Annotated in this window: 15 protein-coding genes and 2 pseudogenes; 3 read left to right on the plus strand and 14 right to left on the minus strand. The window is 69.6% G+C overall.

All coding sequences use genetic code 11. The features are described from left to right. Nucleotides 1–107 precede the first annotated feature (107 nt). From ABS52_18295 to ABS52_18340, 10 genes are all read right to left on the minus strand, one after another. Nucleotides 108–863 carry a short-chain dehydrogenase gene (locus ABS52_18295; protein ODT00541.1) on the minus strand — a complete coding sequence of 252 codons (756 nt, stop codon included), beginning with the start codon at nt 861–863 and terminating at the stop codon, nt 108–110. A gap of 120 nt (nt 864–983) precedes the next feature. Beyond that, the gene (locus ABS52_18300; GenBank protein ODT00542.1) at nt 984–2,840 is read right to left on the minus strand and encodes an X-Pro dipeptidyl-peptidase; all 1,857 of its coding nucleotides are present in this window, start codon (nt 2,838–2,840) and stop codon (nt 984–986) included. A 140-nt stretch (nt 2,841–2,980) separates the two neighbouring features. Beyond that, nucleotides 2,981–3,355, minus strand: a complete 375-nt coding sequence (locus ABS52_18305) for an enamine deaminase RidA (protein ODT00543.1) — start codon at nt 3,353–3,355, stop codon at nt 2,981–2,983. Nucleotides 3,356–3,369: 14 nt separating this feature from the next. Further along, nucleotides 3,370–4,704 (minus strand): fumarylacetoacetase, encoded by a 1,335-nt coding sequence (locus tag ABS52_18310; protein ODT00544.1) that lies wholly within the window; start codon nt 4,702–4,704, stop codon nt 3,370–3,372. Between the two features lie 3 nt (nt 4,705–4,707). Next, complete coding sequence (locus ABS52_18315) at nt 4,708–5,640, minus strand: hypothetical protein (GenBank protein ID ODT00545.1); 933 nt, start codon at nt 5,638–5,640, stop codon at nt 4,708–4,710. Next, nucleotides 5,637–6,479 (minus strand): hypothetical protein, encoded by an 843-nt coding sequence (locus ABS52_18320; GenBank protein ID ODT00546.1) that lies wholly within the window; start codon nt 6,477–6,479, stop codon nt 5,637–5,639. Before ABS52_18320 ends, ABS52_18315 begins: the two co-directional genes overlap by 4 nt. A gap of 2 nt (nt 6,480–6,481) precedes the next feature. Next, the gene (locus tag ABS52_18325; protein ID ODT00547.1) at nt 6,482–6,886 is read right to left on the minus strand and encodes a hypothetical protein; all 405 of its coding nucleotides are present in this window, start codon (nt 6,884–6,886) and stop codon (nt 6,482–6,484) included. Between the two features lie 271 nt (nt 6,887–7,157). Further along, on the minus strand, nt 7,158–7,739 hold the full coding sequence (locus ABS52_18330) for a hypothetical protein (protein ODT00548.1): 582 nt from the start codon (nt 7,737–7,739) through the stop codon (nt 7,158–7,160). A 223-nt stretch (nt 7,740–7,962) separates the two neighbouring features. Further along, nucleotides 7,963–8,520: a hypothetical protein gene (locus ABS52_18335; protein ODT00549.1), complete on the minus strand. Its 558-nt coding sequence runs from the start codon at nt 8,518–8,520 to the stop codon at nt 7,963–7,965. Between the two features lie 92 nt (nt 8,521–8,612). Next, a complete protein-coding gene (locus ABS52_18340) occupies nt 8,613–9,143 on the minus strand; it encodes a metal-dependent hydrolase (protein ID ODT00550.1) in 531 nt (176 codons plus the stop codon). Between the two features lie 252 nt (nt 9,144–9,395). On the opposite strand from ABS52_18340, the gene ABS52_18345 reads away from it, so the two are divergent. Both ABS52_18345 and ABS52_18350 read left to right on the plus strand, forming a co-directional pair. Beyond that, on the plus strand, nt 9,396–10,196 hold the full coding sequence (locus ABS52_18345; protein ODT00555.1) for a hypothetical protein: 801 nt from the start codon (nt 9,396–9,398) through the stop codon (nt 10,194–10,196). A 120-nt stretch (nt 10,197–10,316) separates the two neighbouring features. Continuing rightward, nucleotides 10,317–11,018 (plus strand): annotated as a pseudogene (locus ABS52_18350) (hypothetical protein). 124 nt (nt 11,019–11,142) lie between these two features. Here ABS52_18350 and ABS52_18355 read toward each other — a convergent pair. The 4 genes from ABS52_18355 to ABS52_18370 form a co-directional block, all read right to left on the minus strand. Further along, nucleotides 11,143–11,871 (minus strand): hypothetical protein, encoded by a 729-nt coding sequence (locus ABS52_18355; protein ID ODT00551.1) that lies wholly within the window; start codon nt 11,869–11,871, stop codon nt 11,143–11,145. A gap of 125 nt (nt 11,872–11,996) precedes the next feature. After that, a complete protein-coding gene (locus ABS52_18360; protein ODT00552.1) occupies nt 11,997–12,530 on the minus strand; it encodes a hypothetical protein in 534 nt (177 codons plus the stop codon). Beyond that, entirely contained in the window at nt 12,527–13,060 is a 534-nt protein-coding gene (locus ABS52_18365) for a hypothetical protein (GenBank protein ID ODT00553.1), read from the minus strand. Before ABS52_18365 ends, ABS52_18360 begins: the two co-directional genes overlap by 4 nt. Nucleotides 13,061–13,125: 65 nt before the next feature. After that, entirely contained in the window at nt 13,126–13,806 is a 681-nt protein-coding gene (locus ABS52_18370) for a hypothetical protein (protein ODT00554.1), read from the minus strand. Here ABS52_18370 and ABS52_18375 point away from each other — a divergent pair. Beyond that, nucleotides 13,805–14,302 (plus strand): annotated as a pseudogene (locus ABS52_18375) (hypothetical protein). The gene ABS52_18370 and the pseudogene ABS52_18375 sit on opposite strands and share 2 nt — an antisense overlap.

Here is a 14,302-nt window from a genome sequence, read left to right on the forward strand (position 1 = left end):
GGGCGAGCGGGAGGCGCTGGGAGCGAGCGGAAGCGGGTGGGGGCGAGCGGGAGCCGGTGGGAGCGAGCGGGAGCGGGTGAGAGCGGGTGGGAGCGGGTGCAAGCGGCTCAGATCGTGATGCCGCCGTCCACCATGTATACCCCGCCGGTACAGAACGACGACGCGTCCGAGGCGAGGAAGAGCGCAAGCCCGGCGACGTCCTCCGGCATTCCCATGCGAGGGAGCGGCTGGGCCGCCATCGCCTTGGCCAGCACCGCCTCGTTCCCCCACAGGGCGCGGCTGAAGTCGGTCTTGATGAGGCCGGGACAGATGGCGTTCACCCGCACGTTGCGCGCCCCCCACTCGCGGGCCATGACCTGCGTGAGGCTGATGAGCGCCGCCTTGCTCACACTGTAGATCCCGAGGTTCGCTTCTGGCGAGACGCCGCCGATCGACGAGAGGTTGATGATCGTCCCCGCGCCGCGCTCCGTCATCCCGGGGAGGAACCGCTTGGCCAGCTCGAAGGGCGCGCGCAGGTTCACGTCCATGATCTTGGCGAATGCCTCGGGCGACGTCTGCTCGACCGGGCCGTAGACGGGGTTGGCCGCAGCGTTGTTGACGAGAATGTCGACCGCCGGGTGCGACGCCAGCACCTGGTCGGCGAGGGCGTGTAGCTGCTCGAGTCGCCCGACGTTCGAGGGGACGCCCTCGGCGGAGTGACCGGCACGGCGAATGGCGGCGACCGTCTCGTGGACGGCCGGCTCCTTGCGCGAGGAGACGATGACGTGGGCGCCAGCGCCGGCCAGCGCCTCGGCGATCGCGCGCCCGATGCCACGGGTGGCGCCAGTGACGAGGGCCACCTTGCCGGAGAGATCGTGCGACATGTCGGAAGTCGGGTTGGATGCCTGCGCCGGAATCTGGACGTCGTCCGTCCGCGCCGCGAGATGGGAGGGTACGCCACGGGATTGCACCACCCCCACTGCGCCACCCCTATTGCGCCACGCCTATTGTGCCACCCGACTCACGACCGGGAGCACGATCCTCGACGCATGGCGCGCCGAGCGATGGATGCGCTGCGTCGCCACGGTGAAGTCGCTGGCCTTCGCCTCGAAGATGTTCGGGACGAACTTTTGCGGATTGCGGTCGATGAGGGGGAACCAGGTGCTTTGCACCTGTACCATCACCCGATGCCCCTTCCTGAACGTGTAGGCTTGCGTGTGGAGGTCGACGGTGAACTCCGTCACCGTGTTCGGCGTGATGGGCGACGGGCGCTCGAAGCTCTGGCGGAAGCGCCCGCGGAACACCTCGTTGGCCACCATGAACTGGTAGCCGTTCATTCGCAGCGGCGACATGCCCGTGTCGGGGTAGACGTCGATCAGCTTCACGATCCAGTCGGCGTCGCTGCCGGTGGTGGCGGCGTGGAGGGTCACGCTGATGTCCCCGGCGATGGTGACGTCGTCGTCGAGGACGCCGGTGTCGTAGCTGAGGACGTCCGGGCGGTTGTGGACGAAGCGCTGGTCCTCCGTGAGCCAGGTGGACCAGCCGGAGCCGCGGGGGTCGTAGGTGGCGGGGATGGGGCGGGCGCGATACGGCACCGGCTTGCCGGGATCCGAGACGTAGCTGTCGAACTCGCGTGCGGCGGACGCGGCCGTCGCGCGCGGCGGCGGCTCGGTGGAGAGGCGCCCCCGCTCCCGGAAGTAGAACGCCCGTGGCGTGACCCCGGCGCGCGGCGGCCACGCGTCGTAGCGCCGCCACGTGTTGCTCCCGGCCTCGAAGACGGTCGCCTCCGCCAGGTGCACCGCACCGCGCTGGTGGAGGTGCTGGGCGAAGAACGGCGCCATGATGGAATCCCGGAAGAACTGCCCCGTGGCCTGCCCGAACTGGATGGGGCCCAACGAGCTTCCGTCGCCTCGCATCCAGCCGCCGTGGTTCCACGGCCCGACGACCAGGAAGTTCTGGCGGCTGGTGTCGCGCCGTTCCAGCTCGCGGTAGATGGTGATGGGGCCGTAGAAATCCTCCTGATCCCACCACCCCGCCACGTTCAGGGTGGGGACGGTGACGCGCGCGAGGTATCCCGTCATGGCCTGCCGCTGCCAGAAGGCATCGTAATTCGGCCGCCGCGCGAAGTCGTTCCACGTCGGGATCCGTCCCTTGAGGATCGAGTCGTTGACGGTCGCGAGCGACCCCAGGCGAAGGTACCAGTCGTAGGTGTCCCAGGTGTCGAAGCGGAACTGCTGCACGTCCTTCCCGCTCTCCATCATGGTGGCGTACTCGAAGCCATAGCTCAGCCGGAACGCCCCGTTGTGATGGAAATCGTCGCCGATCCACATGTCGGCCGGCGACGCCTGCGGCGACACCGCCTTGAGCGCGGGGTGCGGGTCGAGCATCGCCATCGCCGTGAGCCATCCGGGATACGACACCCCGGTCATGCCGACGCGCGGAACGGTGTTGGGCACATTGTGCACGAGCCACTCGATGCTGTCATACGCATCGGTCGACTCGTCGATGGCCCGCGGGTCGCTGCGGTCGCGGCGCGGGGGGCGCTGCATCTCGAACGCCCCCTCGGAGTGGAACTTCCCTCGGATATCCTGGAAGACGAAGACGTAGCCGTCGCGCGCCAGGAAGTCGTAGCTGCGCGCCACGCTCTGCGGACTCGATCCGTCGATCCCGTAGGGGGTGCGGATGAAGATGAACGGGAAGGGGCCCGATCCGGCCGTGGGCGCGAAGATGCGGGTGTACAGCTTCACCCCGTCCCGCATCGGGATCATGGCGTCGGTGCGCGTGAACGCCGAGTCCTGGGCCCCGAGTGGCGCTGCAAGGAAGAGTTGGATCGCCAGGATCAGCCCGAGCACGTGCCGCATCAGTGCCTCCCTCGTTTCGAGTGGTCGCCTTCGCCCCCCGGTTCGCCACGGCGCGCCGGCCGCGCGCCGCGCCCCACGCCCCACGCCCCACGCCAGCGCGCGCGCCGGGCCGCGTGCGCCCGTCGCTGGCTCACGCTCCGCTACCGGGCCGCGACCGCCTGGATCTCGATCTGGTACCCGTAGTGCAGGTCCTTGACCGGGACCACGGCCCTGGCCGGCTTGTGTGCGCCCATGACGCGCGCATACGCGATGTTCACCTCGCCCCAGAGCGAGATGTCGCTCACGTAGATCGTCATCTGGAGCACCTTGTCCAGGCCGCTCCCTGCCGCCTTCAGGATCGCCTCCACGTTGCGCAGGGTCTGCTCCGTCTGCTGTTCCATCGATCCCACGGTGCGGTCGCTGCTCCCGGGGACGATGGGGAGCTGCCCCGCGACATAGACGACGCCGTCGTGCACGATGGCCTGCGAGTAGTGGCCGGCCGGCAGCGGCGCGGCGCTGGTTTCCACGATTTCCATGCCGTGCTCCAGGGTCAGAAGGTGGCGGTACTGGCGGCGCGCACTTCGCCCGTGCAGTCGCCGAAGCCGATGCGAACATATCCCGGTCGCGTGCAATGCCCGCGCAGCGTGACCTCGTCGCCGTCCTCGAGGAAGCGCCGCTCCTCGCCATTCGGGAGCCGCACCGGCTCGCTCCCCCGCCAGGTCAGCTCGAGGAGGCACCCCCGGTTTCCACGTTCCGGACCGGAGATGGTCCCGCTCCCCAGCAGGTCGCCCGGCTGCAGGTTGCACCCGTTGCTGGCGTGGTGGGTGAGGAGTTGCGCCATGGTCCAGTACATGTCGCGCGCGCTCCCGCTCGAGAGCCGCACCGGGGCCTCGCCGGCGGCGTGCATGCGCGCGCTGCGCAACCAGACCTCGACGGTGATGTCGACGCCCCCATGGGCCTGGTCGCCTGCATCCAGGAGGTAGGGGAGCGGCGCGGGGTCCCCGGCCGGTCGCGCATACGCCGGGACGCGAAAGGGCGCCAGGGCCTCGAACGTGACGACCCAGGGGGAGAGCGTCGTGGCGAAGTTCTTGGCGAGGAACGGCCCCAGCGGTTGGTATTCCCACGCCTGGATGTCGCGGGCCGACCAGTCGTTGAGGAGGGCGACCCCGAAGAGTTGCTGCGGTGCCTCGTCGATGGGGATCGTGCCGCCTAACGAGTTGCCCGGGCCGACGAAGACTCCGAGCTCCGCCTCGTAGTCGAGGCGGCGCGTGGGGGCCACCACCGGGGGCGCCCCCCCCTCGCCGCCCAGCTGCCCCACCGGGCGCTTGATCGGCGTCCCGCTGATCACGATCGACGACGTCCGGCCATGATAGCCGATGGGGACCCACTTGTAGTTGGGAAGGAGCGGGTTGTCGGGGCGGAACATCGCCCCCACGTTGGTGGCGTGGTACACCGAGGCGTAGAAGTCGGTGTATCCCGCGATGTCCGCCGGTAGACGCACGTCCGCATCGTGCTGGGCCACCAGCAGCGCCGGCGCGAGGGGCTGGGCCGCCTTCCCGCTCACCGTGTCATCGCGCAGCAGCGCGCTCACCGCGCGTCGCAACGCGGTCCAGGCCGACGGTCCCAACGACATGAGCCCGTTGAGCGACGGGGAGGCACAGGTCGTCGCCGCCCGCGAGGCCTCGCCATCCAGCACTCCATGGGCGTGCGCCGCCGCCACGTCGAGGATCATCGTCCCGATGGCGACCCCCACCCGCCACGGCTCGTCGCTCCCGCGCCGGCGAAAGACCCCGTACGGGAGGTTCTGCACGGGAAAGTCGCTCACGCCATCGTTGGCGCTGGCGACCCAGGAGCGCAGGTGTGGTGCATGCGTCTCGTTGAGCATGAGTCAGCGGTCGTACAGGGTGTCGAGATCGTCCAGCGGCTCGCGGAACGAGCAGCTGCCGAACGCAAGGGCGAAATGTTCCCGTGTCGCGGTCAGCGCCGCGGCCGACGCCCGCCCTCCTTCCCACCGGATCTCCTCGTCCGTGATACCGAGCATCGCGCGGTTGCGCCCCTCCAGCGTGTTCACCAGCACCTCCACCGGAGCACCGTCGCGCGCCTGCGCGGCCGCGAGGAAGACGTTCAGGTAACCGAACATCGTCCCGCGGGGGCTGAGCGGCTCGTAGGTGAGCCGATACTCCCCGCGCAACGGGTGGTGAAGCCCGGCCGTCGCCTTGAAGGGGACACCCGCGTCGGCCGCGGCGCGAAGGAAGCGGGCGACGTCACGCGCCGCAGGAAAGGCGTCGCCGGTCACGCCCCCGGTCCGGATCTTGGCGCGGCCGCCGATGTCGCGCACGGCGGCCATCAGCGGGGGGAGCTCGACCGTGACCGGGAGCTCCACGAAGTGCTGCAATCCGTCGAACACGCCGGCGAGCGCGCGCACCTGCTCGACCGTTGCGGCCCGCGTCTCGACGCAATCGACGACCGCATGCCCCGCATGCCCCGCATGCCCCGCATGTCTCGCGTTGAAGCCGTCGATCCTCGATGCGTTGGCGGCGAAATCGTCCCCGACGAGTACGCTCAGGCGCCACGCGCCAGCGCGCAATCCCGCTGTCGTCCAGGACGGGGCCGCCACGTCGGCGAGCTCATCGAGCCGCGCCACGGGGACGACCAGGCGGCCGAGCGCCCAGCCATCGGGACCATCGCGATAGGCGCGGTAGTTCGCGACGACCGTCGAGAGATCGAGCGACGCCGGCGGAAAGAGCCCGGCGTAGTCGATCGCCCCCGTGAGGAGCGCGCGCATGGAGGGGTGCGCGAGCATCGCCTCGCCCGCGGTCATCGCCGCGCCAGCGACTGGCCGGCGGACCGCGTCCCGCGTCCCCCCGGCTTTCCCCGCTTGGAGACCTTTCCCCGCGTCGTCGCCTCGGACCGCGTCGTCCCCTTGGACCGCTTCATTCCATTCGGCTCCTTGGCCCCTGTTGCCTTCTTCGTCCCCTTCACCCGCTTCGCCCCCTTCACCCGCTTCGCCCCCTTCGCGCGATCCGGCCCGTTTGCCCGCTGCGGCGGCTTCGCCCGCTGCGGCGGCTTCGCCCGCTTGGCGCGCTTCGACTCCGTCGCGCCGGCCGCCCCGCCCGTGCTCGCGGCTCCACCCAGGTGCTCGTGCGGGTGGCGCGCCGCCGCGTGGTGCGTGCGCGACAGCGCGCGCCCCCGCTTGGGGGGCTCGAGGATCGTCCCCCGGCACGTCGACGAGCCACAGCGGCAGACGTAGAGCTGCTCGTCTTCCTCGGTGGTCGTCTCGTCGCGGGCGTAGGCGTAGTCGTAGTAGAGCTCCTCGCCGGCTGCAATGTCGCGCATCGCCTCGATGAAGATGCGCCCGCCGTCATCCACCGCCTCGCAGTTGGGGTCGCACGAGTGGTTGATGAAGCGCGCATCGTTCCCCTGCACCGCTCCATCGATGACGGTGCGCGACGTCACGGCGAAGAGGAACGTGTGGTGGCGCCCCATCCGGTCGTCCTCGTAGCGGCGGTCCGCCTCCTTCCACGAGATGCGCTCGCCCTTGTACTCGACGATGCGCTCGCCCTTCCGGATGTCACGCGAGGCGAAGCCTCCCCTTCCCTGAATGGCGGAGCGGCGGACGGCGAACGGCTGCGGATCGGCGACGGCCTTGTTCCGCGCCATGGCTACGCCCTCCCCTGCGTCGACCGCCGTTCCTGCACCCGCTTGCGGAATCGCTCCATGATCACCCGCCCCATCTCCGTCTCATTGGCCACCCACTCGGCGTTGCGGAAGCCGAGTGCGCTCACCTTGGCGCGGTACTCCGAGAGCCACGGTTCGATGCGGGCATACAGGAGCAGCCCTTCTCCACAGCTCTCGAGCATGAACTCCGCGTGCATGACACCGTGCCGGGCCATGGCGTACGTCATCTCCCAGTAGGTCGTGCACTGCCGGAAGGCTTCGTTGAGGGGATGGTCGTACTTCGTGATGGCGAGGACCTCGTCGAACGACGTCGGCCAGAAGCTGGCGTTGAGCTGCCGGCGTGAATCGCGCATGACGCTCTCGCGGCGGAGTTCGTAGAGCTTGAGCACGAGGTCCGCGTCGTGATGATCCGGGTAGTCTTTCTTGAGCACGAGTCTCCGGGTGGGCAGCGTGGGTGCAGCGCGCGCCTACGGTGCGCGCGCCGGTGGCGGAGTATGGCGCGACGTCCCCCCGGGCCGCCAGTCGTGGTGCGCGCGGAGGCGCTCGGCGCCGCACGCCGGGCAGCGAACGATGCGGGCCAGGGGATGACGCACGAAGGGCGAGGGAGCCTAACGCTCCCTCGCCCCTCCTTCGCTCCAGCTACCGCCGCTCGGGGCGGGATTACGGGAGGATGGGGAAGCGCGGACGACCGCCGCGACGCCTGGGTGGGCAGTGATCGGGGCCCACGCCGCCCCCTCGGATCACCACGCCGATCACGTCACCGATGCCGACGCCGCGCCCGTCACCACGACCGGTCCCGATCCCTCCATCACCGTACCCCCCGCCCCCACCCCCCTGCGCTGGCACGTCGACGGGGAGGGCCGCCGGGCGAGGTGCGACCGAGGGGACGCTGGGTACGTCGGCCTCCGGGGCTGGGGCCTGCGGTGCCGCCGCCGGGGCCTGCGCCACCTGGAGATCCTGCGACGTCTCGGGGGCCGGCGTCTGCGACTGCTTCTCCTGAAGGTTCGCCGACCGCGCGGCCACCTTTCGCGGAGTCCTCGCCCGCTGGACCGGCACCGACCCGTTCACCTGCTCCAGGTCCGACACGACCTGCATGGCCTGATATCCGCTGCCGCTCCCCGCCAATTCCGGCTTGGCCGTGGACGACGCTTCCAGGTCCTTCTTGAGGTCGTCGGGCAATGCGGACGAGCCGGAAGCGCCTCGACCGCAGGCCGCCGCGACGAGCGCGAGCGGGAGGAGCATTCGCAACTGACTGGTGCGCATCGTTGCCCCCGGAATCAGGACGGTCGAGACGGAGTCGGTCGGAGTGTGACCGACGCCTCGAAAATATGCAGGGATCAGGCCACAGGCGTCTGCGGGGGGAATGCCGGAATTCTGGGGATGATCGTCCCCGCCAGCTGACAGCTCGCTGTCCCCACGAAGTGACACCCACCCCCTTCGGCGCCCTCCCGACCTCCCCCGAGCGCTACCGCATCGCCGCGCAGGTTGCCGTGACCGGTGACGGCGCGCCGTACTTGGCGTGCACCAACCGCGCCGTCCCATCGGCCGCTACGATCACCGTGAAGAGGTCGTCGTAGTAGTCGTCGCAAATGTCCGGGAGCCTGGGCCCACCCAGAGCATGGACGATGGCCGGGACGGTGTTGCTGTGTCCCACGACGAGCACCGCCCGACCCCGGTAGCGCTCCCGGATCGCGTCGGCGATCGCCTTGGCATGCTCCGGCACTCCCCCTCGCGCCTCGATCACCTCCCCCTGGATGCCTAACGCCTGCGCCGTGGGGGCGGCGGTCATCTTCGTGCGCTGGAACTGCGTGGTGATGATGGCCGAGACGCCGGCCTCGCGCGCGATGTCCACGAGGGCGCGCGCACGCTCCACACCAGCGGCGGACAACGGCACGTCGCCGCTGGGCCCCGCCTTCTCGGCGTGCCGCACGACGAGGACCACGGTGTCCGCCGCGCGCCGGGGGACGGCGGCGGCGACGAGCGAGGCGAGCGCCAGCGGCGCGATGAGGCGAACGGGGATCATGCCGTGATCCTACCGGTGCGAATGGGGAGGGGCAACCGGCCCCCGCCCCTCTCGGCTTCTCGGCTTGTCGTCCTCTCGGCTTCTCGGATCACTCACCACCCCATCCGCGCGCGCAGCGTCGTGACGTGCGCCACGTGGTGGCGTCCGTGCCAGGCGTAGAGGCCAACGAGGTGGTGCAGCGGGTGGGGGCCGCTCTCCGGATGCACGTACTCCCGGTCGAAGTCCCGCTCCGACATCGCCGCAAAGATGTGGCCGGCTCGCGCATGCACGGCGTCCAGCAGGCGCAACGACACCTCGATGGGTGTCGTCGTGCTATCAGGCAGCTTGGCCCACGCCACCTCGTCGTACGCCTTGATGGTGGGACGATCCTCGGTGAGGGCCCACTTGAGGCGGATGTACATGTTGAGGTGCGAGTCGGGGACGTGATGCGCCAGCTGCCGCACCGTCCAGCCTCCCGGGCGGTACGGGGTATCCAGCTGCTCGTCGGCCAGCCCGTCGAGCGCGGCGCGCAGCGCCGCCGGTGCGGCGGCGAGCTGCGCGATGCAGGACGCCCGCCACGAGGGCGAGTAGGCGGCGGGGGGAGTATACCGGCCGATGGGATACCGGAGATCGGAGTCGCTCATGGACGCATGGGCATGGGGAGCGGAGGGGGCGCGACACACGCGCATGCGCCAAGTTAACGGCCCCCGGAAGCGTGGAGTCCCGGCGGCCCCGTTGTGCGCGGGCGATCCGGCGTGCAGCGTTCGGCACCTACTTCTCCACGAGATCACCAGATGCAGCGCCCACTCCTCTCGTTTCTCACCTCGGCCGTCCTGCTCTCTGCCCCACTCGGCGTGCAGGCCCAGCGCCCGCTCAAGGTCTACATCTCGGTGGACATGGAGGGCATCACCGGCGTGGTGAGCAGCGAACAGCTGGGGCCCGGCGGCTTCGAGTACCAGCGCGCGCGCGAGTTCATGACCGCCGAAGCGCTGGCGGCCATTCAGGGGGCGCGCGACGCGGGGGCGACGGAGATCGTGGTCAGCGACTCGCACGGCAACGGGCAGAACCTCCTCATCGACCAGTTCCCCGACGACGTCACGATCGTTCGGTCCTGGCCGCGGCCGCTCATGATGATGGAGGGGATCGATTCCACCTTCTCCGCGGCCGTCTTCATCGGGTATCACGCCAGCACGGCCAACGTGCGCGGCGTGCGCGCGCACACCATGTCGAGCGCGACCCTCACGGGCGTGGCGCTCAACGGGCGCCAGGTCCCCGAGGGAGGGATGAATGCCGCGATCGCGGGGCACTTCGGCGTCCCGGTGGTGATGGTCTCGGGCGACGACGCCGCAGTGGAGGAGGTCCAACGCTTTGCAGCTGGAATGGAAGGGGCGGTCGTCAAGCGCGCCATCTCCTTCCACTCCGCGGCCACCATGACCCCGAAGGCCGCGCAGGCCATGATTCGTGAGCGGGTGAGGACGGGGATCGAGAAGCGCGCGCGCATCGCCCCCTTCGTCCTGCCGGGCGCGGTCACGGCCGACATCTCCTTCAAGCACTACCGGGTGGCCGAGATCCTGACCTATCTCCCGATCGTGACACGGGTCGACGCCCACACCGTGCGGTTCGTGGGGCGGGACATCCTGCAGGTGTCGCGCTTCCTGGAGTTCGTGAACACCTACCAGTCCGACCTCACGCCGTAGCCGGTCCCACGGGATGTCGCGTCGCCGCGCGCTCGTCCCGCGACCGAGACCCGCTATCTTCTCGCGTCCTCACGTGCGCGCCACACGGCGCGCCCTCCCCACCCCAGTCCAGAGACCTCGCTGATGGAATGGCTCGCCGACCCCCAAGCCTGGATCGGCTTGTTGACGCTGACGGTGCTCGAGATCGTGCTCGGCATCGACAACATCATCTTCATCTCGATCCTGTCGTCGAAACTTCCGCGCGACAACCAGGCCCGGGCGCGTCGACTGGGGCTGCTAGGCGCGTTCTTCACGCGCATCCTCCTGCTCCTGTCGATCGCGTGGATCGTGAAACTCACCACCCCGCTCTTCACCGTGATGGGCGTGGGCCTGAGTGGACGCTCGCTGATCCTCCTCGTGGGTGGCCTGTTCCTCATCGCCAAGGCGACGTACGAGATCCACGACAAGCTCGAGGGGAAGGCACACGCCGATGCGTCGACCAGGGCCGGGGCGACGATGACCGCGGTGATCGTCCAGATCATGCTCGTCGACATCGTCTTCTCCCTCGACTCGGTGATCACCGCCGTCGGGATGTCGAACCATGTCGAGGTGATGATCGCCGCCAACGTCATCGCCCTCGGAGTCATGCTGATGGCCGCGACGCCGATCTCCGACTTCGTCGACGACCATCCCACGGTCAAGATGCTGGCGCTGGCGTTCCTGGTCCTCATCGGGACGAACCTCGTCGCCGAGGGACTCGGCCAGCACATCCCGAAAGGGTACACGTACTTCGCGATGGCGTTCTCGGTACTCGTCGAGATGCTCAACCTGCGCCTGCGCGCGCACGAGGAGGCGCCGGTCCGGCTGCACGACGTCCCCCGCGCCAGCGATGTGCGGCCCGGCGGCGTGCAGCCTGGCGATGTGCGGCCCGGCGATGTGCGGCCCGGCGGCGGCGCCTGACGAGGCGCTACCAGTTGAACTGCAGCCCCGAGGTCAGGATCCGGTCGCTCTTCCGGCGCCCGGCCTCGGGGAGGTTGTCGAAGCGGACCACGTAACCCGCCTTCATCGCGATGTGCTCCGAAAGCGGGGCGACGATGGCCGACTCGGAGTTGATGCGGTAGTCCGGCCCATCCTCGAGACTGGGGAGGTACTCCACCAGCTGCAAGAAGTAGGCGTGCGCCGAAAACAGGTGCTTGAACGTCGTCGCGCTCCGCACGGACGAGAAGTCGAGCGTGGATCCCGTCGTCGCGCGCTGCTGATTGAGCGCCAGCCCCGCCTCCACCGTCCACTGGTCGTTGGGACGGGTGAGCAGCTTGGCCGAAAGTCCCACCGCCTCCTCGAAACGACGCGAGATCCCGGCGAACTCGTTGCGGTCGAAGCCGACGTATCCGAAGAGGGCGAGCCGCGGATGGAAGCCCCAATCGCTTCGCCAATTGGTGAAGACGAGGTTCGACGTCTGCTTGCCGTCCTGGCTGGCGTAGACGGACCCGAACGCCTGGCGGTGCTCCCACCGGCCGCGGCGGAGGACCAGCTTCTCCCCCAGGTTGAGGGCGCTGATCTCGGTGTTGCCCGTCGTGCTCACATAGCCGACATCAGCGGTGAACTCACGTGGCTTGGGCGCGTCCTGCGCCAGGAGTGGCGCCGCGGCGGACAGGGCGAACGCGACCGGGATTCCGAGGCGGAATGACGGTACCATGCAACCTCTCCATCGAAATGATGCGGGCGGGCGGGCCGCAGCCAGCCAGCCAGCCAGCCAGCCCGCCCCTCATCGGAAGCTAGGCCGCAGAGGCCGACGGCCGCAACGCCACCGCGCGCCCGTCGTTAGGTCGAGCTCGCTGGAGCTCGCCCCCCGCGTACCACCTTCACCGTCGTCGCCACCTGCCCCGCATGCCGCTGCGCATGCTCGGCCACATGGAACAGGAGGCCGAGGACCGTCGTGGGGAGCCGGGCACGCCCCACTTCGCGAGCCGCGAGGAGAGTCCCTGGATGCGTGGACCAGTCGCGCAATTGCTGCACCGCGTCGTCGAGGGCCCGGGTGACCTCGTCCAGGAGGGCCGCGCCATTCGGAGGAGGCTCTGGCACTGCCTTCTCGAGTGCCAATCGCGCCCGCTGTGCCTCGGACAGCGACTCTCCGCGCGCATACGTCAGGAGTCGGTCGGTGGCCGCCGCCAGGTGACGCGCGTGGTATCCGACGCTCGCCGCCCCACCGGGGGCGACCCACGCCTCGTCCGCCGAAAGCGTGGGGAGGAGCCGCTCCAGCTCCTCCCGCACCTGCATCACCGCATGCGCGGCCGGTTGCAGGATGGGGGCGATGTCCGGAAGTGCCCCGCGCAGCCAGACCTCCGGCGCACTCACAGGTAGCGCGACTTCAGGATCCCCACGTGATGCATGGCGTGACCCGCCGTCACCCACGCCGCCCCGCGCACGCTCATCTGCTTCCCGCTCGCCGTCCCGACCCGCAGCCACTCGGTGGCATCCAGGGAGGCAAACAGCAGGACGGACGCGCGCCGGACCGCCTCGAACTCGTCGATCAGCGACGCCAGCGACCGTTCGTCGAAACTCCCGTTGGCGATGTACGCGTTCTCGTCGAACGGGGCGAGCGCCGTCGCATCGGCACGCGCGAAGCGGAGCGCGCGATACGTGAAGATGCGCTCGGCGTCGGTGATGTGGCCGATGACCTCACGAATGCTCCACTTGCCGGGTGCGTAGCGCGCGCTCCCCTTCTCCTCGGGGATGGCGCGAAGGAATGCGGTCGCGGATTCGCCGGCGGTGGCGAGCGTCTCCACGATGTCGCCTGCGGGGACGTGCCCGATGTAGGTCTGGTAGTACGGCGCGTACTCGGTGCCGTCGGGCGCGGTGGTACGAATCACGTGTACGTGTGACATGGAGGGCGTTGCCTGGAGTGAGACGCGCCAGGGGCGGTCTCCCTCGGCGCTCGGTAAAAGATGCATCAGGGCTTCCCCTTTCGGGAGAGCGCCCGGAAGTACTCGCTCACGAGATCGCGATACCCAGGGGGCACGTCGTCCCCTCCTCCCAGCACTGGGCCCTGGCGCTCGCGCTCACCCAGTTGCCGGCGCAACGTGAACTCGAACTCCTTGAACCCCTCGAGCACCGCCACACGCAGACGGGCGAATTCCTCGGGGTCGCTGAAGACGCGCCCCGATTCCAGCCGGCGCAGGCTCGCAATCAACCGGTCGAGGTCCGCGGTCGAGCGCCCGTCCCGGGCGAGGTCGCGTCGCAGTCCCTCGGCACCTTCGCGCTGCGCCCGCAGCTCACGTGAGAATTGCCGCACGTCGTCGGAGGACAGGCGTCCCCCTCCAGGCGCCCCCTGTCCCTCCCCACCGAGACGGCCACCGTTAGGCATCGGGCCACCGGTGCCCCCCCGCTCCCCGCCAGCGCCCCCCTGGCCGCTTGCCCCCCGCTGGCCGAATTGCCCCTGCCGGCTCCCCTCCCCCAACTGGCCCGCCTGGCCCGCCTGGCCCGCCTGGCCCTGCCGACCGCTCTGGCCCTGTTCACCCTCGCGATCCAGCGCCCTCGATTGGCCCGGCGCCTCGCGCTCCCCCTGGTCTCCCTGCCGTCCTCCCACCTCGTCACGCCCCTCCGCTCCGCCGCGCGCCGTGCGCTCGCGCATGCGCTCGTCGATCGACGCGAGCGAACGCACCAGGTCGCGCGCCTGCGCCAGCGAACGGGCCGTGCGCTGCGCGCTGTCGCTCACGGCGGCAGGGCAGCATCTGAGCGCGACCTATACCGGCTCCTACACGCAGGCGGGCAATTATGATGGCGGCAATCGCGGCGTCGTGCGCTCCACCGAATATGCCAAGACCGACCATGCCCTCGCGCTGGCTTTGCAAAGCGTCCTGGGCCTGTTCGAGTTGAAGGGCGGCTATCATTTCTCGCCTTATGAGGGCTTCCCCAACCAGTATATGGACATGACGTCCAACAAGAGCTGGTTCCTGAACGGGCGCTGGCAGGGCACATTCCTCTGGGGCTCGATCGACTGGCGCGCGGACTATCGCGACACCGATCATGAGATGAACTTCCTGGCCGACAAGGGCGGCACCGCCAATGGCGGCATGCCCATGAACACGGAAGTTCACACTGCCAGCACCAGCCTGAAGATCGACCTG

Source organism: Gemmatimonadetes bacterium SCN 70-22, assembly GCA_001724275.1.
Taxonomy (GTDB): domain Bacteria; phylum Gemmatimonadota; class Gemmatimonadetes; order Gemmatimonadales; family Gemmatimonadaceae; genus SCN-70-22.